18 protein-coding genes are annotated in these 19,907 nt (G+C 47.0%); 11 read left to right on the top strand and 7 right to left on the bottom strand.

The features are described from left to right. Positions 1 to 36 precede the first annotated feature (36 nt). Genes cdd through SPIGRAPES_RS13645 form a run of 4 tightly spaced genes read left to right on the top strand, consistent with a single transcriptional unit; the run spans position 37 to position 3,565 of the window. Entirely contained in the window at positions 37 to 1,209 is a 1,173-nt protein-coding gene (cdd, locus tag SPIGRAPES_RS16880; protein WP_014271330.1) for a cytidine deaminase, read from the top strand. Then, the gene (locus SPIGRAPES_RS13635) at positions 1,209 to 2,486 is read left to right on the top strand and encodes a phospholipase D-like domain-containing protein (protein ID WP_014271331.1); all 1,278 of its coding nucleotides are present in this window, start codon (positions 1,209 to 1,211) and stop codon (positions 2,484 to 2,486) included. The genes cdd and SPIGRAPES_RS13635 overlap by 1 nt, the downstream gene beginning before the upstream one ends. A gap of 2 nt (positions 2,487 to 2,488) precedes the next feature. Continuing rightward, entirely contained in the window at positions 2,489 to 3,010 is a 522-nt protein-coding gene (locus SPIGRAPES_RS13640) for a hypothetical protein (RefSeq protein WP_014271332.1), read from the top strand. Between the two features lie 6 nt (positions 3,011 to 3,016). After that, positions 3,017 to 3,565, top strand: coding sequence for a hypothetical protein (locus SPIGRAPES_RS13645; RefSeq protein ID WP_014271333.1), 549 nt, complete (start codon positions 3,017 to 3,019; stop codon positions 3,563 to 3,565). On the opposite strand, the gene SPIGRAPES_RS13650 is transcribed toward SPIGRAPES_RS13645, so the two are convergent. Continuing rightward, positions 3,562 to 4,008: an RpiB/LacA/LacB family sugar-phosphate isomerase gene (locus SPIGRAPES_RS13650; RefSeq protein WP_014271334.1), complete on the bottom strand. Its 447-nt coding sequence runs from the start codon at positions 4,006 to 4,008 to the stop codon at positions 3,562 to 3,564. The two genes, SPIGRAPES_RS13645 and SPIGRAPES_RS13650, sit on opposite strands and share 4 nt — an antisense overlap. 113 nt (positions 4,009 to 4,121) lie before the next feature. Between SPIGRAPES_RS13650 and SPIGRAPES_RS13655 the strand changes: the two genes are divergently transcribed. Next, positions 4,122 to 5,756 carry a putative manganese-dependent inorganic diphosphatase gene (locus SPIGRAPES_RS13655; RefSeq protein WP_014271335.1) on the top strand — a complete coding sequence of 545 codons (1,635 nt, stop codon included), beginning with the start codon at positions 4,122 to 4,124 and terminating at the stop codon, positions 5,754 to 5,756. A gap of 3 nt (positions 5,757 to 5,759) precedes the next feature. Here SPIGRAPES_RS13655 and SPIGRAPES_RS13660 read toward each other — a convergent pair whose 3' ends face one another. The 5 genes from SPIGRAPES_RS13660 to SPIGRAPES_RS13680 form a co-directional block, all read right to left on the bottom strand. Beyond that, positions 5,760 to 7,790 carry a RelA/SpoT family protein gene (locus SPIGRAPES_RS13660; RefSeq protein ID WP_014271336.1) on the bottom strand — a complete coding sequence of 677 codons (2,031 nt, stop codon included), beginning with the start codon at positions 7,788 to 7,790 and terminating at the stop codon, positions 5,760 to 5,762. Beyond that, positions 7,790 to 8,638: a peptide chain release factor N(5)-glutamine methyltransferase gene (gene prmC, locus SPIGRAPES_RS13665; protein WP_014271337.1), complete on the bottom strand. Its 849-nt coding sequence runs from the start codon at positions 8,636 to 8,638 to the stop codon at positions 7,790 to 7,792. The genes SPIGRAPES_RS13660 and prmC overlap by 1 nt, the downstream gene beginning before the upstream one ends. 1 nt (position 8,639) lies before the next feature. After that, positions 8,640 to 9,704: a peptide chain release factor 1 gene (gene prfA, locus SPIGRAPES_RS13670; RefSeq protein ID WP_014271338.1), complete on the bottom strand. Its 1,065-nt coding sequence runs from the start codon at positions 9,702 to 9,704 to the stop codon at positions 8,640 to 8,642. Positions 9,705 to 9,766: 62 nt separating this feature from the next. Next, positions 9,767 to 11,137 carry an MFS transporter gene (locus SPIGRAPES_RS13675; RefSeq protein ID WP_014271339.1) on the bottom strand — a complete coding sequence of 457 codons (1,371 nt, stop codon included), beginning with the start codon at positions 11,135 to 11,137 and terminating at the stop codon, positions 9,767 to 9,769. 155 nt (positions 11,138 to 11,292) lie between these two features. Then, entirely contained in the window at positions 11,293 to 11,865 is a 573-nt protein-coding gene (locus SPIGRAPES_RS13680) for a helix-turn-helix domain-containing protein (protein WP_014271340.1), read from the bottom strand. 114 nt (positions 11,866 to 11,979) lie between these two features. Here SPIGRAPES_RS13680 and SPIGRAPES_RS13685 point away from each other — a divergent pair, with 114 nt between their 5' ends. The 3 genes from SPIGRAPES_RS13685 (at position 11,980) to SPIGRAPES_RS13695 (ending at position 14,896) form a co-directional block, all read left to right on the top strand. Then, on the top strand, positions 11,980 to 12,930 hold the full coding sequence (locus SPIGRAPES_RS13685) for an NAD-dependent epimerase/dehydratase family protein (protein WP_014271341.1): 951 nt from the start codon (positions 11,980 to 11,982) through the stop codon (positions 12,928 to 12,930). Continuing rightward, positions 12,927 to 14,111: a glycine C-acetyltransferase gene (locus SPIGRAPES_RS13690; RefSeq protein ID WP_014271342.1), complete on the top strand. Its 1,185-nt coding sequence runs from the start codon at positions 12,927 to 12,929 to the stop codon at positions 14,109 to 14,111. The genes SPIGRAPES_RS13685 and SPIGRAPES_RS13690 overlap by 4 nt, the downstream gene beginning before the upstream one ends. A 239-nt stretch (positions 14,112 to 14,350) precedes the next feature. Next, positions 14,351 to 14,896 carry a GNAT family N-acetyltransferase gene (locus tag SPIGRAPES_RS13695; RefSeq protein WP_014271343.1) on the top strand — a complete coding sequence of 182 codons (546 nt, stop codon included), beginning with the start codon at positions 14,351 to 14,353 and terminating at the stop codon, positions 14,894 to 14,896. 101 nt (positions 14,897 to 14,997) lie between these two features. Here the strand turns inward: SPIGRAPES_RS13695 and sbcB are convergent, their stop codons facing one another. Further along, complete coding sequence (sbcB, locus tag SPIGRAPES_RS13700; RefSeq protein WP_014271344.1) at positions 14,998 to 16,413, bottom strand: exodeoxyribonuclease I; 1,416 nt, start codon at positions 16,411 to 16,413, stop codon at positions 14,998 to 15,000. 95 nt (positions 16,414 to 16,508) lie between these two features. Between sbcB and SPIGRAPES_RS13705 the strand changes: the two genes are divergently transcribed. The 3 genes from SPIGRAPES_RS13705 (at position 16,509) to SPIGRAPES_RS13715 (ending at position 19,681) form a co-directional block, all read left to right on the top strand. After that, on the top strand, positions 16,509 to 17,123 hold the full coding sequence (locus SPIGRAPES_RS13705; RefSeq protein ID WP_014271345.1) for a hypothetical protein: 615 nt from the start codon (positions 16,509 to 16,511) through the stop codon (positions 17,121 to 17,123). A gap of 61 nt (positions 17,124 to 17,184) precedes the next feature. Further along, positions 17,185 to 18,495 carry a hexokinase family protein gene (locus tag SPIGRAPES_RS13710; protein WP_014271346.1) on the top strand — a complete coding sequence of 437 codons (1,311 nt, stop codon included), beginning with the start codon at positions 17,185 to 17,187 and terminating at the stop codon, positions 18,493 to 18,495. Positions 18,496 to 18,691: 196 nt separating this feature from the next. Further along, positions 18,692 to 19,681: a LacI family DNA-binding transcriptional regulator gene (locus SPIGRAPES_RS13715; protein ID WP_014271347.1), complete on the top strand. Its 990-nt coding sequence runs from the start codon at positions 18,692 to 18,694 to the stop codon at positions 19,679 to 19,681. Positions 19,682 to 19,907 lie beyond the last annotated feature (226 nt).

Genomic DNA, 19,907 nt, shown 5'->3' on the forward strand with positions numbered 1-19,907 from the left:
AGATAAAAACAATACTATTACCTGTAAGGAGTATATATGATTACCGGAATTTTGTTCGATATGGATGGTGTCTTGATTGATTCCGAACCCATTATCCTACAGGCGGCGATTGCCTATTTCGATTCAATTGGTATCGTAGTCAAACCAGAGGATTTTACTCCTTTTATTGGTGCCGGAGAAAGGCAATTTCTCTGTGGTGTTGCTGAGAAATATCATGAAACCATTGACTTTGAAAAAGCCCGTAAGGCACTTTTTTCCCTCTACGGTGAGCTTGCAGCAGAGGCTGGACCCCTTGAAGGCGTTTCCAGATTTCTTCGCAACGGGCATAACGCCGGTTTGAAGATGGCAGTAGCCTCGAGTGCATCCAGGGAAAAGGTACTGATGAATCTTGTAAGCATTGGGTGCAAGGAAACCGATTTTGACCTGGTTGTAAGCGGCGATATGATCAGCAGAAATAAACCGGAACCGGATATATATCAGCTAGCCGCGCTCTCGATGGGACTTGCCACCCAAGATTGCCTGGTAATGGAAGATGCCTTAAATGGTATTGTCTCTGCAAAAAGGGCTAAATGCACAGTGTGTGGCCTTACCACAACGTTTACGGTGAACCAGTTGTTTGAAGCTGGGGCTGACCTCGTTGTCTCTTCCCTGGATAGTTTTGAAGACTTTTCTTCGATTGAGGAATTCAATGGGTTGTTGCAGTCCATGACTTCTCCGCAGGATGATGGAATCGTATATGGGGCAGTCAAAATCATACCGGCTGCAAGCCTGCAGGACAAAGATCAGTTGCTTTCCCTTGCAATGCGCGAAGCGTATGCAAAACGTAAAAAGGCTTATACCCCCTATTCCGGTTACAAGGTTGGGGCTTCGGTTATAAGTGCCGCTACCAACAGGGTATACAGTGGATGCAATGTAGAGAACTCCAGTTATGGTGCAACTATCTGTGCTGAACGCAATGCAATTTTGCAGGCAATTTCAAGTGAAGGAAAGGTGGGTGTTTCCCTCTTGGTTGTAGTTAGTGAAGATACCCCCCCTGCTCCTCCCTGTGCCCAGTGCCTGCAAGTCCTTGCCGAATTTTCCCGCCCTGAAACGGAAATCCATCTTGTGGATACTGCTTTTATCGAGAAGAATGGGAACGGAACCCATGTTATCTATTCCTTTAGCGATTTACTTCCCCACCCCTTTATTTTCCCATCTATGAGGCAATGATGAAACGTTCTTTTTTACGAGTATTGACCTGTTTTGTTCTCAGTTTTTTCTTGCTTGGTTGTTCAACTACAAAAAATATGGTCTCTGGTCCTTCGGTGGACCCTGCATTGAATTTTGAGCAAAAGATGGCAGCCTATGATGTGCCAAAAGTCTCTGTTACCATTCCTGTTGTCTATAATGATGGACAACAGTGGAGGGACCGGGTAATTGAATTGGTAAATAATGCTCAGGATTATGTAATTTTGGCATCCTTTCTTGCTTCAAGCTCCGAGGAACTTGAAGAACTCTATGCTACTATCACTCGTAAGGCAGAGGAAGGGGTTCGCATCTATTTCATCGTAGATGGTACCGGAACCTTCGATATGACAGAGACGCGTTATCATCTGATACCCCTCAATTTTCTTGTTGACAGCGGAGTACACCTGCTGGAATTCAGCCCGATGTCAGCTCCCCGGTTAGTCAGCGGCTTGAATCTTGCCTACAGGGACCACCGCAAATACGTTATCATCGATGGGAAAACCCTTGCAATAGGGGGCATGAACCTTAACTATATTTCTGTGGGTGCAGATAATGCCAATTTGCAGCGTGATAGTATGTACGAGTTTGCTTCCCCTTCGCTTTGCAAGGTTATGCTTGACGCTTTTGTTCCCTGGTGGAACGAACAGACCTGGGATACCATAAAGCGGGAAGATTTTTCGGTTGACGAATCTTTTGGGGCCGATGAACAACAGTATGATGCTTGGTTTGCCCAACAGTACCCGAAAACTGGCAAACTCAGCGGATTCTATGGTTCTTTGCTTAGCGAGGCAAAGCACTCTGTGAAGACCCTTCCGTTCCTCCCTTACATGGATAACAATATGCTTAAAGCTTTGAGCCAGACCGTAGACCGGGGTGTCCATGTTTCCATGATCATTCCCTTTGACCGCCGTGAGGCTAATCGAAGGGGTATCGAATATATGATTACCTATCTTTTGGATACCAATATCGATCTTCGCCATGAGCTTTCAAGCGAGGTCTCCCAGCAGTTCCTCCATGAAAAACTCATGATTGTCGATAGCCGGTATGTGGTAATCGGTTCCTCGAACTTGAATTACCGGACCATGAACCTCGCATATGATATTTCTTTGGTAATCGATAGTCCCGAATTTGCGAGTCAAATAGAAAAACACTACCAGATACTGTATGATCAGACGCTCCCTATTACCAAAGAAGAAGCCAAACAGTGGCATAGCTTGCTTCATTTCCCACAGTTTGTCTTTGGATTCTTTGGAGGTTGATGATGAAAAAAATTCCCTTGATAGTACTTCTTCTTTTCCTTTTTATGCCGCTTTCGGCCAGAACCCTAGCCTACGGCCTGGGATACTATGCCCAGACGGTTACAGAGGACGAACAGAGAACCAATAGCGGATTGGAAGTATCCTTTGTTTACGAACCCTTCCTGTTTACGGTCTGCAACCCAGCCTTGGTCGTTTCTGCTGCCTATGGAAAAAATATTAATGGCAATCGTGGCGTGCCTTATATTCAGGCAGCTCTTTCAATTGATATATTCAGGACCCTGCATCATCCGTTTTCTTTGATAGCCCATAATCCGATAGCCTGGGATCCTTCTGTGTCTGTCGGCTACCAGTGGGTTCCTGAAGCTGAACAGCAATTGCTGTATCTGTCGGCAAGCCCATTGAAAATGAGTCAGAAGGATTTTTGGTATGAGTTTTTCAGTCCTTTCGTTTCCTTGGATGTTTCGACGAAAAAAATCGAGAACTGGGGTTTTAATTTGATTCGCTATACATATTTTTTTAGGTAGGCTGGTATGAAAAAACGCATGGCAACCCTTTTGCTTTTGTTTATCTGCATTCCTGCCTTGTTTGCAGGTACTTTCGACCTAGGTTTCACCTTGGGTACAAATACACATTTCTATGAGCATAGCTATGACAATGATGCCGTCAAATTTGCATATGGCGCTACCATCGGTATGACCGATATCCTGGAGTTGGATTTGCAGGCAAACAGCCAGCTGGTCCCGCGCTTCTTTGCCGATACAAATGTCTTGGTAATGGTCCAGAGAACCTTGCAAGGACAACGGAATACCGGGAAAAAGATTGCAGGTATAGGGGTGAATACCCTTGTAGGAGCCGGGGTCATGTTCTCGGATTACCACGAGGGGGGGCAGTTTGTTCCTACCCATCTGCTATTCTCGGTGACCCCGATTACGATAGGGTCACCCTATGCAGGCAAACGTGAGAGGATTCTGTCCTTCACGCTTGCCTACAATATGTATAACAATCAGATCAGCTTGGTCATGGACCTGCTGAAAAATGATTTCTATGTTATCGGGACATACCGCGACTGGAGACCCTAGCAGGTCCCTTCGAGCGCCATCATCTTGTCTATGCGTCTTTGGTGTCTGTCACCTTCAAAATCAGCATCGATAAAGGCCTCCAGTATTTCGATAGGCTCCTGCGGATATTCGATTCTTCCACCGAAGGCAATGAAATTCGCATTGTTGTGTTTTTTTGCCATTGAGGCTGCATAGGAATTCTGGGGAAGGGCACATCTGATTCCCTCGATTTTGTTTGCACTGATCGAAATTCCGATTCCTGTACCGCAACAGACGATTCCGAATTCATATCCGCCTTTCTTGTATTCCTTGCAGGCCAATTCGGCCATATCTGGATAATCTACGGAGTCGTTGCTCGTAACTCCGAGATGATTTACTTCATACCCCTGTTTGTTCAGGTAGTCTACAAAAGACTGAGCCAATTCCACTGCACCGTGGTCGTTGGCTATCACTATTTTTGCCATAGGTTCCTCCGGGTTTGATGGTACATTATTTACCTTTTTCTTGCTAGCTTGGTTTCTCAGTTGTCACCGTAGGGGAAGTGCGGTAGAATACCCCATACCAGTAGGAGAAGCTTGTGGCAGAGATTTTTATTACCGGACATCGTAATCCTGACATGGATAGTGTCTGTGCAGCTTATAGCTATGCACAGTTGAAGAACAAGGTCGATCCTTCCAATACGTATATTCCGGTCCGATGTGGAAATCTCAATGACTCTACAAAAGCTCAGTTCGAACGGATTGGCGTTGTCCCACCTGTCTTTATCAAAGATGTAAAGACCAGGGTAAAGAGCGTAATGAGAACTGCAAAGCAAGTTTTGCAGGTGACAGACCCTGTGTACAATCTGGTTTCTTTGTACGGTCAATCAGTCCATTCTTCGGTTGTCCCCATCCTCGAGGGAGAAGTGTACAAAGGTCTTCTCAGCGTTGATGAAGTCAATAGCTTTGTCCTTCGGGAAAATAGCGGTAGCAGGCCGGTTTACCATTTTGTCGTGGAGAATTTCCCCAAGGTCCTGCGTGGTCGTTTCATGAAAATAGGCGAATTGAAGGAGTTTGATTCTGCAATCGTGGTAGGTGCTATGCGCTATGCGGTATTCTGCAAGCATATCGAAGCCCTGACAGAGAATAAACCGCTTTTGGTCGTTGGTGACCGCGAGGATCATATCCGCAGGGCAATTGAATTGCAGATACCTGCAATTGTGCTTACGGGACTGGAAAGCGGACTTACCTCAAAGGTTGATTTTGATTCTTACCAGGGAACGGTTTTTGTCAGTGAGGCAGATACCGCGGAGACTTTGCGTTTGCTCAGGCTCTCTATCCCCGTAACCCAGCTTATTAGCAAGTGTCCACCGATAATCCAAGATGATAGTTTTTTCGAAGAAGCCAAGGGAATCCTTGCAGACAGTGAATTCCGGGGACTCCCTGTTTTCAGCGGAGATGTCTGGAAGGGATTTGTTACCCGACGCTGTTTTCTGGAAAGGCCGAAGACCAAGGTAATCATGGTAGACCATAATGAGACAGAACAGAGTGTCCCGGGAATCGATGAGGCCGAAGTCGTGGAAATCGTTGACCATCACCGGCTCGGAGCCCCCAAGACGAGAAACCCCATCTATATCTGCTGTGAACCCCTAGGTTCTACCTGTACCATTGTTTACAACCTGTTTCTCCGGCATCATGTAACTGTTTCCGAGCAAATCGCGAAGGTTCTGCTCTCCGGTATTGTCAGTGATACGGTTATGCTTAAGAGCCCTACGACTACCTTCGAGGATTTTACCGCGGTACAGGACCTTTGCCTGATTGCAAAAGTGGATGATATGCGCGTCTTCGGGGAAACCATGTTCTCCAGCGGAGCCTCGCTGGCAAACGAAAATCCAAGAAGGATGATCGAGGCCGACTTCAAGAAGTATTCCGAGCTTGGGGTTTCCTTCGGGATAGGGCAGTGCGAAGTGACTACCCTCAGCGATGTGGACGATTACAAGGAACGGTATATTAGCCAGCTCGAAGAAGTCAGGAAAAACTACCGCCTCGATTGGGCTATGTTCCTGATCACCGATGTGGTCAAGGAAAACAGTATCTTGTTACTGACCTCTATGCCGATTTTGGAGCGAAAACTCTCCTATGTGAAAGAAAGTGACGGTAAATATTTCCTTCCCGGTGTGTTGTCGAGAAAGAAGCAGCTTCTCCCGGAAGTACTCCGGGTGCTCGAAGAATAGCGTTTATTTGATTTCGGTAATGGTGTTGATCGAGGGTATGGTCTTGAGGTTTTTTATGATCTTCTTGAAATCTTCCTCATGCTCGACTTCCATGGTGAATGTTCCGATCAAACGGCCTTCATCATCGTCGTGCAACCGGCCTTCGATAAGATGCCCCTTGTACTTGCGTAGCGCACCCTCGATTTCCCCGAAAAGGTCATAGGTCCGTTTACTGGTAACGCTGAAGCGCTTAGTCAGTTTCGGGGATTCGTTTTCCCATTCAACCTCTACCGACCTATCTACAATTTCACTCATGTTCTTGAGATTGTGGCAGTTCCGCTTATGTACGATTACTCCCCGGCCTCTGCTAATATACCCCACAATATCATCACCACGGACAGGGTTGCAGCACTGTGCGATGTGGATCATCATGTTCTTTTCATCACCGACACGGAATTTCATCTTGGACGTATCGACAACCTGCATGACGATATCATTCTCGTTGATAATGACATTGGGTTGCTGGATCTGGTCGGTCTTGTTTTGCTGCTCAACGGTTTTCCGTTTTGCAATAATATCCTTGTCGATAAGGATGTTTTCGTCGTACTTGTTCAGCCAAGCTTTTATTTTCTTTCTTGCGCTTGAAGTCTGGGCATATCGTAACCACTGCAGATGGGGCTTCGCATTCGGGGAGGTAAGAATCTCAATGACCTGTGTGTTTTTCAGAGGTTCATTGAGTGCTATGATCGACCCATCGGCTTTGGCCCCTGTGGTATGGTTTCCTACTTCAGTATGGATCTGGTAGGCGAAGTCCAAAGCAGTGGCTTTCTTCGGTAATTCTACGATATGTCCCTGTGGGGTAAATACATAGATGGTATCCTTGAGTAATTCGCCCTTGATATCATCCATGAAGGATTCGCTCATTTCGATCTCATTCGACCAGGATTTCAGTTTTGAAATGATTTTGGAAAACTGTTCGTTGTCGAGCTTGGACCAGGAACCGCTATCACTGCCGGTTTCTGCCTTGTAGGTCCAGTGGGCTGCAACACCATATTCGGCGGTGAAATGCATTTCCTTGGTCCTGATTTGGATCTCCAGAAGTTTTCCGTCCAGGGCCATGACGGTAGTGTGCAGGCTCTGGTAATTGTTTGCCTTCGGCATGGCAATATAATCCTTGAACCGCCCCTCGATAGGGGGCCAGATCCTATGGACTACCCCTAGGATTGTATAGCACTCGGTAACCGTGTTGCAAAGGATCCTTACGCCTAGGATATCGAAGATTTCATCGATTTCCTTCTTGCGTTTTTTCATTTTCATGTAGACTGAATAGGTATGTTTCGCCCTGCTGGTGACAATGACATCGCTCAGGCTGGCTTCCCCGCATGCCCGGTAGATACTTTTCTCAATCCGGTTGAGATAGGCTGTCTGTTCGCCTTTTTTGCTCAACAGATATTCCTGGATGTATTGGAAAGTGTCAGGTTTGAGGACTTTCAGCGAGAGGTCTTCCAGTTCGTCCTTCAACCACGAAATACCGAGCCGGTCTGCCAGCGGTGCAAAGATATCGAGGCATTCGCCTGCGATTTCCTTAGCCCGCTCAGGCTTGAGATGTTGCAGCGTCCTCATGTTATGGAGCTTGTCCGCAAGTTTTATGATTATGACGCGGATATCCTTGCTCATGGCAAAGAACATCTTGCGGATGGTTTCGGCCTCTTGGACGCTTTTGTTCATCGCCTTGAGAGCCCCGATCTTGGTTTCACCCTCGACCATGTCCGCTACAGCCTGTCCGAAAAGGGTTGCGATCTCCTCATAGGTCGTTGCAGTGTCTTCAATGGTATCGTGTAGCAGTCCGGCGCAGATGGTATCGGCATCCATTTTCAGCTGGATGAGGATTTCCCCAACGGCGAGGGGATGAATGATATAAGGTTCCCCGCTGGCCCTTTTCTGGTTTTCATGTTTCGAAGCAGAGAAGGTTGCCGCCGCTAGGATTTTCTCCTGGTCGCTCTTGGGGTATTTGAATGCTTTCTGTATGAATCGCTCAATCAGTTGCTCGTACATTAAAGAATCCCCCATATAACCCGTTCTCTGAGTGAGAGGTCTTTTTCCGACCTGATTTCGGTAAATCCCGATTCTCTGAACAATTCAGCTACTTTTGCAGTCTGTCGATAGTCACATTCAAGCATCAAAGAGCCACCTTTTTCAAGATGGGTAGTACTTTGCTTGATAAGCGTGCGAATGCAATCCAATCCATCGTTGCCAAATCCCTCCAAAGCAAGGCGCGGTTCTTTCTTTACATCCGCTGCGACTTCCTCACACCAAATTGCGGTAAGGTAAGGGGGGTTGCTGACGATGATATCATATTTTTCGTCTGAGGGGCAAAGAAGATTACCTTTTAGCAAAGGAAGGGGATGGCCAAGCAGGGAGCATGCATTCTCATTTGCGACAGAGAGGGCGTCCTCTGAGATATCGCTCAAAGTTACCGAAGCCGCCAGTTCTGCAGCCAAGGTTATGCCTACACAGCCGCTTCCTGTGCATACATCTATGATTTTGGGGTTCTTTTTCAGCGTTTTTGCGAACACAATTGCTGTATCCACAAGGGTTTCAGTATCTGGACGGGGAATGAGTACCCGCTTATCAACCTTGAATGTCCGCCCATAAAATTCCTTCTCCTGCAGGATATAGGCTATCGGCTCGTTATCGAGCCGAGCCTTCAGGTATCCTTCAAGTAAGGTTGCCTGTTCTTTACCCAAGGGAGAATCGTAATGGAGAATCAAATCAATCTGACTAAGTGAAGTCGCCTTTTCCAAAAGAAGTCTGGCATCAAGGTCCGCAGTGTCTGTAATGCCAGCTTCCAAGAGGGCCTTCCTGCACATTTCTTTTGCCTGGGCGAGGGAAAGGCCTTCCAAATTATGCTTCCTTCAAGGCTGCTTCGCCTGCTGCGACTTTCAGCCCTTCTACGACTTCTTCCATCTGGCCTGCCATAATAAGTTCAAGTTTATAGAGCGTCAAATTGATCCTGTGATCGGTCAAACGGTTCTGGGGATAGTTATAGGTGCGAATGCGTTCGCTCCTGTCCCCTGACCCAACCTGACTCTTGCGGGCTTCTGCCCGTTCTTTGTTTTTCTTATCTTCCTCAAGGTCAAAAAGGCGTGAACGCAAAACCCTCATGGCTTTTGCCTTGTTTTTGATCTGGCTCTTTTCATCCTGGCAGATGACAACGAGTCCTGTCGGTAGATGGGTCAATCGAACGGCACTGTCGGTTGTGTTGACACACTGGCCGCCTGGGCCTCCGGCTCGCATGACATCAATACGAAGATCTTCCTGCCGTATCTCGATATCGGTTTCCTCTGCCTCGGGAAGCACTGCGACAGTAACCGCGGAAGTATGGATTCTTCCCCCGTTTTCGGTCTCGGGAACACGCTGGACCCTGTGTACACCGCTTTCCCATCTGAGAGAGCCATATACGTCTTTTCCGCTAACTGAGAAGACAAGTTCCTTATACCCCCCGATACCGGTTTCATTCGAGCTGAGGATTTCAATTTTCCAGCCTTTTGTATCGGCAAAATGGCTGTACATCCTGAAGAGGTCGGCAGCAAACAAAGCCGCTTCATCGCCACCTGTGCCAGCCCTGATTTCCATGATGATGTTTTTCCCTTCCATGGGGTCTGGGGGAATGAGCAATACTTTGGTTTTCTGCTCGCTGACTGTGTAGGCTTTTTTTAAAGCAGAAAGTTCCTCTTTTGTCATTTCAAGCATTTCTGCGTCGGTTTCCTCATGCAGTAATTGCTCGGCATCGGCAATCTGGTCCTTCAGGCTCTGCATGGTTTTCAATTCATCTACGATCGGGGCGAGATGGGCACGCTCCATGTTCAGGTTTTTGAATAGTTTCATATCCTGCATGGTTTCTGGTTTGCTCAGGGTAGTATCTATATTTTCAAGCTGCTTTATATACTCGCTCAGTTTCTCAAGCATTGTCTTCTCCTGTAAAATCTATAGGGAATTATATAAAACTCGAACAGCTTTGCATAGCGTTGCTACACATCCATCTGCTTGAGCATTTTCCTGTTTGTCTCGATTGCCTCGGGAGTAAGCTTGTTGAGGGAAACGAATACCAACACACCGAGCAAAAAGAAGGCTGAAGGTATGGCCCCCATATGCAAACTGATGCCTTTTTTTGCAAGGGGAGTTACGGATTCTGGGTTGAATCCTGTCAGTTTGTGGGTCAACCAGAACACCACAGCCTGGCTTGCATAGCTGAAACGCATGAAGAAAGCACGGATTCCCATGAGAACCCCGTCGTCCCTTCTTTTTTGCTTGACCACGATACTGTCGATGACATCGGCCATCGCAGGGCTCATGAAAGTCCAAAACCCACCAAAACCAAGTCCCCAGAGAGTCATGCAGATAATAAATCCCAGTTGAGTGGATACAAAAGTAAGCGGGAGAGCAAAGGCAGCCATACACAAGGCACAGACAACCAGCATTTTCTGGTTGTTTTTCATTTTCTTTGCCACCTGGGTCCAGATCAAAATGGAGAGCAAAGCCCCGACGAGCATCCCCGCAAAGATTGGGGTTGACTGGGAGCTTTTTGCCTCCAGGATGTATTTGACCACATAGTTTATGCTACTGGTCATGCACATGCATCCACTCTGGTAGAGAAAAAGGAACAGTACGAAGGCCAGCAGGTTGTGGTCTTTCAAACCTTGCTTCATCTGGGTGAAGAACGAGGGGCTTTCATTGGACTCATCGCTCTGCTGTTTTGCAAAGCGATTGATCATTTCTTTCGTCTCATGGACCCCAGGGATTACCAACAGGGTGCAGGTTATACCGACAAGGGCAATTACCAAGGCACAGGTAGCATAACTGGCACGGTTCCCGTATTGGAAAAACAGGGGAGGAATGATAAAGCCCGAGGCGATTCCCAAAACCCCGATACCTGTGCTGATAGCGGCGGTTGTGGTTCGTTCCTTGTCCGTACGGAATTTATCCGGATAGACACTCTGGTAGTTTACTTCCCACAGGGAATAGAGCCCGTCAAAGAGGCAGATGCTCAAAACCATCCAAAGGAAGACTGGCAAGGGATTTGCCTTTGCATCCCAACCGGTAGGGACGGAAAAAATCAGAAGGAAGGCAAGGCTGCAGAGAACCAAGCCGATGACAATCCAAGGGAACCTTCTTCCGAATTTTTTGGAGAACGGGGCAAATGTATTGGTTGCATAGCCGATGATGGGATCGTTGAATGCATTCCAAAGGGAATAGATTACCGTCGCGGTCGCTGCATACCCTGCTGCCAGGCCAACCTCGGTCTCATAGAACATGAATACGATCGCCCCAAAGGCGCCGGTAAGGAACTCTGCGATGAACTTGCCGAAGCCATACGATGCCATGATTCTCTTTGAAAACATTTGAACCTTCCTTGATGCGATATTTCGTTATAACAGGGAACTATGGGTTTTGTCAAAAAGTCTTTGCCCGAGAGGGGGTTTTTCAGCTCTTTTCGGATATAAAAAAGCCAGGGAAACAATTACCCCGGCTTTTTTGCAATGGCTGGAAAGAAAATCTACCGTTTGTCCGGTGTAAACCGTACGACCATATGTACCACTGCCGGCTGGGCCGATTCATTGGTTATGGTGTGGTCGATATCGCAATGGTATACGAGGAAATCACCTTTTTTAAGCTCAGCGATATTATCCCCCGCCTGTACCTTGACCGTTCCCTTCACCACGGTAAGAAATTCCTGTGTCCCCGGGTAGTGGGGTTCGCTGGGAAGCGAGGTATGGGGTTCGAAGGTAAGGAGGTACATTTCAAGCTCCTCTACCATCGTGAGCGGAGAAAGGATACGAATGGAAACCCCATGTTCATGGGTCTCCAGTTTCGGGGCGTCATCGCCTGCAGGATTGACAGAAAATACCCGTTTGGGTTCCACTCCTGTCTCGAGCAGGTCATTGAGATCTACGTTCAGGCCACGCGCTATTTTCCATACGGTGGCTACAGTTGGGTTTACCTTGTCGGATTCAATCTGGCTGAGCATCGCTTTTGAAACACCTGACCGCTCGGAAAGCACGTTAAGGGTCAACTTTCTGCTGTTGCGGATCCGCTGGATATTTTTTCCAATCATAGGAGGGTTTTCCATGGGTATTCTCCTTGTATAAAGTTTGACATAGTGAATATTGTTTAATATAATAAACATGATAATTGTAAGCTTGCTTTTCTTGGTTGTCAAGGAATGACGCTTTCGGAGGTGTTCATGAAACATATTTTGATCATTGGCTCGCTTGGTCAACTGGGATCTGAGATCGCAATGGAATGCCGTAGGCGTTATGGCTCAGATAATGTTGTGCTTACCGATATTCGTGACGATACGAATCTGGAGCTTGTCCATGGGGGTCCCTTTTACAAGGTTGATTGCCGTGACGGAAAGACAATTGCGGAAATCGTGCAGAAACACCATATCGATACGATCTATCACCTTGCCGCTATCTTATCGGCAACCGCAGAGAAAAATCCGCTCAATGCCTGGAATATCAACATCGGGGGTCTGGTTACCACACTGGAGATTGCCAGGGAAAACGGTTGTGCTGTCTTTACCCCTTCTTCGATCGGGGCTTTCGGTCCTACCACTCCCAAAAAATTCACTCCCCAGGACACGATCCAGAGACCTACCTCCATCTATGGGGTCAGCAAGGTTGCAGGGGAGTTGCTGTGCGATTATTATAATCATAAGTATGATGTCGATACCCGTGGTGTCCGGTTCCCTGGGGTTATCAGCAATATGACTCCTCCGGGGGGAGGAACCACCGACTACGCGGTGGAAATTTATTATGAGGCTGTAAGGAAAGAGCATTATACCTGTTTCCTTCGGGGTGATACCTACCTTGATATGATTTACATGCCTGATGCGATCCAGGCTGCGATCCAGATAATGGAAGCAGACCCTGCCAGACTCAGGCATCGCAATGCCTTCAACATTGCCTCCATGAGTTTCTGTCCAGAGGAACAGGCAGCCTATATCAGAAAGCTTATCCCAGGGTTTACAATATCGTATGAGGTCGACCCTGTCAGGCAGGCAATTGCAGATTCCTGGCCAGATAGCCTTGAGGATTATGCAGCGAGGGTCGAATGGGACTGGAAACCAAAATATGATTTGTTTTCGATGACAAAGGATATGATCGATACGATCAAGAGGAGGGAGCTATGAACGAATATGTCCGTCATGAATTGCAGGAATTCCTCGATGAGCAGGAAAGACAGGGGTTGTCCAAGAAAGAGCGTATCCTTTCGAGCCCCCAGCGGGCAACCATTACGGTAAATGAAAAGCCGGTCATAAACTTCTGCGCAAACAACTATCTCGGTCTCGCCGATAACAAAGAGGTAATCCAGGCGGCTAAGGATGCCATGGACCGTTGGGGATTCGGCCTTTCCTCGGTGCGCTTTATCTGTGGTACACAGGAAATCCACAAGGAACTGGAAAAAAGGGTCAGTTCGTTTCTCAAGACAGATGATACCATACTGTTCACGTCTTGTTTTGACGCAAATGCAGCAGTGTTTGAACCCCTGTTGGGCCCTGACGGGGCTATTATCAGTGACGAATTGAACCATGCCTCGATAATTGACGGGGTTAGGCTCTGTAAGGCCCAGCGCTTCAGATACAAGCACAGCGACATGAACGAGCTGGAGAACTGTTTGATCGAGGCAAAGGATGCTGACCGCAAGCTCATTGCCACCGACGGGGTGTTCTCCATGGATGGTGATATTGCAAAGCTTGACAAAATCTGCGCCCTTGCAGAAAAGTACAATGCCTTGGTCATGGTAGATGATTCCCATGCGACTGGGTATATCGGTGATACCGGACGAGGGACTGCCGAATATCACCATGTACAGGACAAAGTCGATATCATTACCACTACCTTCGGAAAGGCCTGCGGGGGGGCAAGCGGTGGCTGTATCAGTGGAAGGAAAGAAATCATTGCCCTGTATCGACAGCGTGCAAGGCCCTACCTGTTCTCCAACACAGTCGCCCCTGCTATCTGCGGCGGGACCTTGAAGGTCTTTGACCTTTTGGAAAAAGGCAACCCTTACCGGGAAAAGACGCTGGAGAATGCGAAGTACTTCAGGGAAAAGATGGATAAGGCCGGTTTCGACCTGGTAAAGGGCGACACAGCCATTGTCCCTGTGATGATCTACGATGAGGTGAAGGCCGTAGCCATGGCCGATGCGCTCCTTGAAAAGGGTATCTACGTGATCGGCTTCTGCTACCCCGTAGTGCCGAAGGGTAAGGCCAGGATCAGGGTCCAGCTCTCTGCAGTCCACACAAAGAACGACCTCGATGCTGCAATCGAAGCCTTCACTGTGGTTGGAAAGGAAATGGAACTTATCTAAACAAAGATTTTTAATCTTCTCGTAGATTGCGTGGAGACAAAGGGAAAAACCCTAAGGATATATACCTGCTGATTGAGTCAAAAAGGTATATATCCTTTTTTTAATCTTTGGTCTGATGAATTTCATTGTCAGGTCCTTCTGCATCCTGGCAATAAAAACAGAAAATGTAAAACCAATACCTTGACGATACAACCCAGACTGCATATGGTCACACTATGCCAACCTAGAGGAATGCTAGTATGAATATCCAACTTGTACCGTTTACTGAACAGGACTTTGAGCAACTCATCGAATGGAGCGGAGACCAGGCTTTCCTTATGCAGTGGGCCGGTCCCCTGTTTCAATATCCCCTTTCGCCAGATCAACTATTTGCGTATAACAGGGATGCAAATAATGAGGAAACCTCGGTAAAACTGAATTACCGTGTTGTCCTTACCGAGACTCAACAAAGTATCGGCCATATCTCGATCGGGAGCATTGACCGGGAAAATGCCTCTGCGAGGATTACCAAAGTCATCATCGGCCTCCCTGATCTCAGAGGGAAGGGGATAGGGAAGGCCATGGTTGAAACTGCCCTCTCTATTTGCTTTGGCAAGTTGGGGTTGCACAAAGTTTCCCTCGGGGTCTACGATTTCAATATAACGGCAGTGAAAGCCTATGAACGCGTCGGTTTTTCAATTGATGGGGTACTCAGGGATGCCAGAAAAGTGGGTGATACCTACTGGAACCTTATCGAAATGAGTATCCTGGAGGATGAATGGAAGGCTTTGCAGTCAGATCTGTGAGGCTTTCGCCCAAAGAATCATCCAGGGCTTTGACAATCTGATTTCCCTATAGCAGAAGGCCTCGCTATTGCTAGCAAGGCCTTCTGCCATACTTATGGTATCTAACCGAAAATCACTTTTTCCAGTTCTGAGCCATACTCTTTCAACTTGGCAAGTACAAGCTTCTCTTCTGCTTTCGTTTCGTTGCTCGCAAGTTTTTCATCTACCTTGCGGCGGTAAAATTCCCAGTTCACCTTGATATTTCCCGGTGGATTGAGGATGCGGTTTGCACAGAAACTTCTCCACTTTTTCATAGTGGGTTCGTCCAAAACCTCCACCCAGTTTCGGCAGACATGCCTGAAAAGCAGTTGGGAACTCCTGGGGTCGTCAAAAGCAAGATTGAGGGAAAGCTTGTCTTTCGGTTCGGCCTTGCGGATAAGTTCGAAACGTTTGTGGTCGCTATCGGGGAAGAAACCGTCATAGAGCAAAAAATCAGCGTCTTTTACCGGTTCGAAGGTTTCTTTGTATTCTCGTCCGAGTAGCAGTAGTCTTGGTTGGCTGCAGATCTGGTTATAGCGGAACATTGCAAGCTCTTTGTCTATTCCCAGCTTGACAGCCAGTTTGTCAGTCAGTACCGACATTTTGCTTACAAACGGACATTTGTTTACGGCAAGGGTAAATATTCCATCGACTTGCATGATGTTTTCGCTGGTTGCCTGGAAAAGGGGAGCGACATCCTTGCTCAAATCAAAACAGAGTATGCTGTTTCCATTATCAGGTAGCGGGGTCAAGGGGACGATGAGGCGGGAACATCCTTCCTTCGTGCTGAAAAAAGATGCGGTATACAGTACCGGTTCGCCAAACGGGGTAGTTACGACTTCCTTTACCTTTGCTTTCTTGCGGAGTCCATAGTAATAGGCATAGAGTCTGGGTTGCTTTTCCTTGATCAGTCGTGCCATGGAAATGGTTGCCATGACATCGACCAGTGCGTCGTGGGCCCCTTCCTGTTCTATTGTATTGGCTTCGGTCAGGGAGGTTAGTTTAAACGTGGGGTTCCCATTCTCGGCTTTTCTGGGTGGCCAGGCGATGCCCTCCGGGCGCAAGTCGTAGGCAGCCCTGACCAAATCGATGATATCCCACCTGCTGCAATTGTTTTCCCATTCCCGTTTATAGGGGTCGAGGAAATTCCGGTACAGGGCATTTCTGATGAACTCATCATCGAAGCGGATATTATTAAACCCTGCCACCGTCGTGTTCGGGACAGAGAATTCATCGTTGATACGAAGAATCAAATCGCTTTCGCACATTCCCTTGCGGTTTACTTCCTGCGGGGTAATCCCGGTAATGAGGCAGGAAAGGGGATCGGGAAGGTAATCGTAGCTCAGCCGGCAATAATAGACGACTGGCTCTCCTATTGGATTCAGCTCAAGGTCTGTCCGTTGTCCTGCGAACTGGGCAATTCTATCATAGTGACTGTCCAGTCCGAAAGTTTCCAGATCATACCAGAAGATGGTGGCTTTTTTGTTTTGGTAATTCATGGCATTATAGTACCACAGAACTTCCTTTGTGTCTTTTTTAGCCTTTGGGTTGTTCTCTTTTCATACGTGTTTTACTATGGATAAGGGAGATATACATGAAGAAGATACTGGTCTTGCTATTGGCAGCCCTGCTCTGCAGTTCTTTGTTTGCAAAACCGACGGCGAATGACGTAACTGTAGCCCTGGCAGCGATTACCGATTCGTCGATCTGTGCTGTGGCTGCTTTTTTAAATAATCCGAAGCTTGAATTGCCTGGGTGTCAGCTTTTTCTCAGGGATGGGGAAACGCTTCCCTATGCCATTTCTTTTTCTGATTCTGATATCGGTACCTACCTCCCGCTTTTCCAGGCAGCAAAAAAACCTGCTGGTACTTCATTTCTCGATTCCCTGCTCAATTCTGCAAAAGGGCCTTTGAATGATATTGCCTTGCAATATCTGACCGTGCATGACTGGAAGCTGGGGCATGCTCATCTCGATGGTGTTGCTGTTCCATATTTTGGCGAATCGTCGTCGCTCAATGGCTTGATGAGTGCCGTGATGATGGGTGCTCCTCCGACGATAGCCGTGGCCACCGATGTCACGATTAAGGGGACAAGGGTTTCGGAACCTGTGAGGGTGGAAGGGGTTTTCCTTATTCATAACGATGAGGATGGCTATTTTGAAGTCAAACCTGTTCAATTGAAAATCAATGGGGTCCAGAAGGATGTTTGATTTTTTCCATGGCTACATGATAGGATGGTATTCTAAGAAAAGGGATGAATAGGAGGGTGTGATGGTGGTAATCGATTCTCGAACCGATGCGTTTCTTGCTAAGTGGGGTATGAGTAGCGATAGTGTCGATATGGAAGCCTTGCTCGGTAAGTTTCGCAGGGAAATGGAAAGCGGTTTGAAACAAGGTGGAAAAAGTTCCTTGAAGATGATCCCTACCTACACCCAGGTAGAAGATGAGGTGAAAAAGGGGGAACCGGTTATTGTCATCGATGCTGGCGGGACCAACCTCAGGACTTGTCTGGTAACCTTTGATGAAAAAGGAACTGCCCATATAGAGGATTTCAAAAAAACCTCGATGCCTGGAGTAAAGCAAGAGGTTACAGCCGAACAGTTCTTTGCTGTATTTGCCAATGAAGTCGAACGTCTCATCGATAAAAGCGATCGGATAGGTTTCTGCTTTTCCTATGCAGCCTCCATCACTTCTGATCATGATGGCATCCCCCTAGTGTTTTCAAAAGAGATTAAAGCTCCCGAGGTTATCGGAAAACCTGTCGGTGCCACGTTGTTAGCCGAGTTGGCCAAGCGTGGGCATGATGTTTCCAAGAAGCGGGTCTCTGTACTCAATGATACTGTGGCCACTTTGCTTGCCGGTAAGGCAGCTCCTTCCGATACTCCCTATTCTGGGTATATCGGGTTCATTCTGGGCACAGGCACCAACACAGCCTATGTCGAGTCCAATGCAAACATAGGAACAGTCCCTTCCCTGCATGAAGGTTCCCAGATCATAAACATCGAATCGGGAAACTTTGACTACTGTCCGGGACGACTCGACGAAGAATTCTTTGCCTCTACCAAGCAACCTGGCCAGTATCATCTGGAAAAGATGATCAGCGGGGCCTATCTGGGACCCATGAGCAATCTGGTTATCAACAAGGCAATCGAGGAAGGGTTGCTCAGTAAGACTTTTTCCGAGCGCTTTGCCAAGGTACAACCGATTAATACGACGGTGATGAGCAATTACCTGGAAATGCCTTTCAACAAAGACTATGCCCTGGTTGCCTGTGTCGATGGTAATGAAGACGATGCAAAGGCACTGTGGATCATCCTCGATTCCATCATTGCCCGGGCAGCCAAGCTTACCGCTGCCAATCTGGCTGCAACAGTGTTGAAGAGTGGAAAAGGTGATGATCCCAGAAGACCGGTCTGTATCAACGCGGATGGTACTACCTACTACAAGACCGAATACCTAAAAAAATATACCGAATATTACCTGCATACATACCTGCAACTAGGCAAGAAGCGCTATGTAGAGTTTGTCAGGATTGACGACTCCCCCACAATAGGGGCTGCCATTGCAGGCTTGGGGCTGTAGGAAGATTGGATAAGGGATCAAGAAGCAAGAAACCTCTGGGTAGCCAGACGTTGGACTTCTTGATCCTTTGGGTATACTGGATATCTTGTATGGAAATCTGTTCGAAAAAAATGAAATTATTTTATTGACAGTACAAGAAAAGTGACCTAGGATAAAGTGAAAAGAAACTGGAAACGTTTCAACTATGGAGGTACCTTTGCCAACAATTAAGGATGTAGCAAAAGATTCTGGGTTAGGTGTAGGTACTATTTCCCGGTATTTAAATGATAAGCCTGTAACGGCTGTTAATAAACGAAAAATTGCCCTATCCATAAAGAAACTTGGGTACGAAAGAAATGAATTGGCTCGAGGTCTAAAAACTAGTAGAACCCATGTTATCGGTGTCCTTATCCCTGATCTTACTGACATATTTGCCACTATGTTGGTGCAAGCTATTGAGCAGTACGCCTACGAAAACGGCTTTAATACCATTACCTGTGATTCTCGCGGAGATGATAATTTGGAGCGGGAAAAGATAAGCCTTCTAGTTAGACGGGACGTCGATGGACTGATTGTGTTTCCGGTCAATGAGAAAACAACCTCCGAAGCCTATGGCCATTTAAACGTACCTTTGATAATGATCAACAGTTCCATTTCAGATTCTCCCTTCGATAGCATCCGAAGTGATGATTTTGATGCAGGAAAACAAGCTGGACAATTTTTTTACAACCATGGGCATAAAAAAGTTGCAGTCATTTCGCAGATGTGCAACAGACCTGGCCAATTGAGGGCTGAAGGTTTTTTTTCAGTATTCGGTCCTTCCCCTGATAGATCATTGCTTTTTGATGGAGATTTCGAAATCGAGGATGGCTATCGTTCGATGCAAGAAATTATGAAAATGCAAGACCGCCCAACCGGCGTGTTTACCACAAACTATTATACTACGATAGGTGTCTTACGATATTGCCGGGAGAACCATCTGGAATTTCCGAGAGATATGTCATTTATTGGGTTTGACAATATTGGGGCAATCCCTGTCCTGGGACCTCCCTTGACCATTATTGAACAACCAATAATTCAAATCGGAAGGCAGGCAGTCCATCTCTTGTTGCAACGGATTGAACATGCTCTGGTGGAAGGCGAAAACCCTGTGGAAATGTTGCTGAAGACCCGATTGCTTACCGCAGATTCAGTAAAAAATGTTTAATTGATTAAGTGGAAACGTTTCAACTATTAGGATGGTGTGCATGGCCGATTTAAGGAAAAAGAACCGTTTGATACTTCAGCACTGGCAGTTATATTTGTTATTGGTTTTTCCTCTGGTGAACCTGATTATTTTCAAATATTTACCTATTTTGGGACTCCAGATGGCTTTTAAAGATTTTCGTGTAAGCAAGGGTCTCTGGGGTAGCCCTTGGGTTGGGCTGAAACAT

It is taken from the genome of Sphaerochaeta pleomorpha str. Grapes, assembly GCF_000236685.1.
Classification (GTDB): domain Bacteria; phylum Spirochaetota; class Spirochaetia; order Sphaerochaetales; family Sphaerochaetaceae; genus Sphaerochaeta; species Sphaerochaeta pleomorpha.

Bases quoted from the DNA above. Each gene is read 5' to 3' on its own strand.
- SPIGRAPES_RS13660 (WP_014271336.1), bottom strand. From the start codon at position 7,790: ATGTACGAGCAACTGATTGAGCGATTCATACAGAAAGCATTCAAATAC.
- prfA (WP_014271338.1), bottom strand. From the start codon at position 9,704: ATGCTTGAGAAACTGAGCGAGTATATAAAGCAGCTTGAAAATATAGAT.
- SPIGRAPES_RS13675 (WP_014271339.1), bottom strand. From the start codon at position 11,137: ATGTTTTCAAAGAGAATCATGGCATCGTATGGCTTCGGCAAGTTCATC.
- SPIGRAPES_RS13710 (WP_014271346.1), top strand. From the start codon at position 17,185: ATGGTGGTAATCGATTCTCGAACCGATGCGTTTCTTGCTAAGTGGGGT.
- SPIGRAPES_RS13635 (WP_014271331.1), top strand. From the start codon at position 1,209: ATGAAACGTTCTTTTTTACGAGTATTGACCTGTTTTGTTCTCAGTTTT.
- SPIGRAPES_RS13650 (WP_014271334.1), bottom strand. From the start codon at position 4,008: ATGGCAAAAATAGTGATAGCCAACGACCACGGTGCAGTGGAATTGGCT.
- cdd (WP_014271330.1), top strand. From the start codon at position 37: ATGATTACCGGAATTTTGTTCGATATGGATGGTGTCTTGATTGATTCC.
- sbcB (WP_014271344.1), bottom strand. From the start codon at position 16,413: ATGAATTACCAAAACAAAAAAGCCACCATCTTCTGGTATGATCTGGAA.
- SPIGRAPES_RS13695 (WP_014271343.1), top strand. From the start codon at position 14,351: ATGAATATCCAACTTGTACCGTTTACTGAACAGGACTTTGAGCAACTC.
- SPIGRAPES_RS13705 (WP_014271345.1), top strand. From the start codon at position 16,509: ATGAAGAAGATACTGGTCTTGCTATTGGCAGCCCTGCTCTGCAGTTCT.
- SPIGRAPES_RS13645 (WP_014271333.1), top strand. From the start codon at position 3,017: ATGAAAAAACGCATGGCAACCCTTTTGCTTTTGTTTATCTGCATTCCT.
- SPIGRAPES_RS13690 (WP_014271342.1), top strand. From the start codon at position 12,927: ATGAACGAATATGTCCGTCATGAATTGCAGGAATTCCTCGATGAGCAG.
- SPIGRAPES_RS13680 (WP_014271340.1), bottom strand. From the start codon at position 11,865: ATGGAAAACCCTCCTATGATTGGAAAAAATATCCAGCGGATCCGCAAC.
- SPIGRAPES_RS13640 (WP_014271332.1), top strand. From the start codon at position 2,489: ATGAAAAAAATTCCCTTGATAGTACTTCTTCTTTTCCTTTTTATGCCG.
- SPIGRAPES_RS13685 (WP_014271341.1), top strand. From the start codon at position 11,980: ATGAAACATATTTTGATCATTGGCTCGCTTGGTCAACTGGGATCTGAG.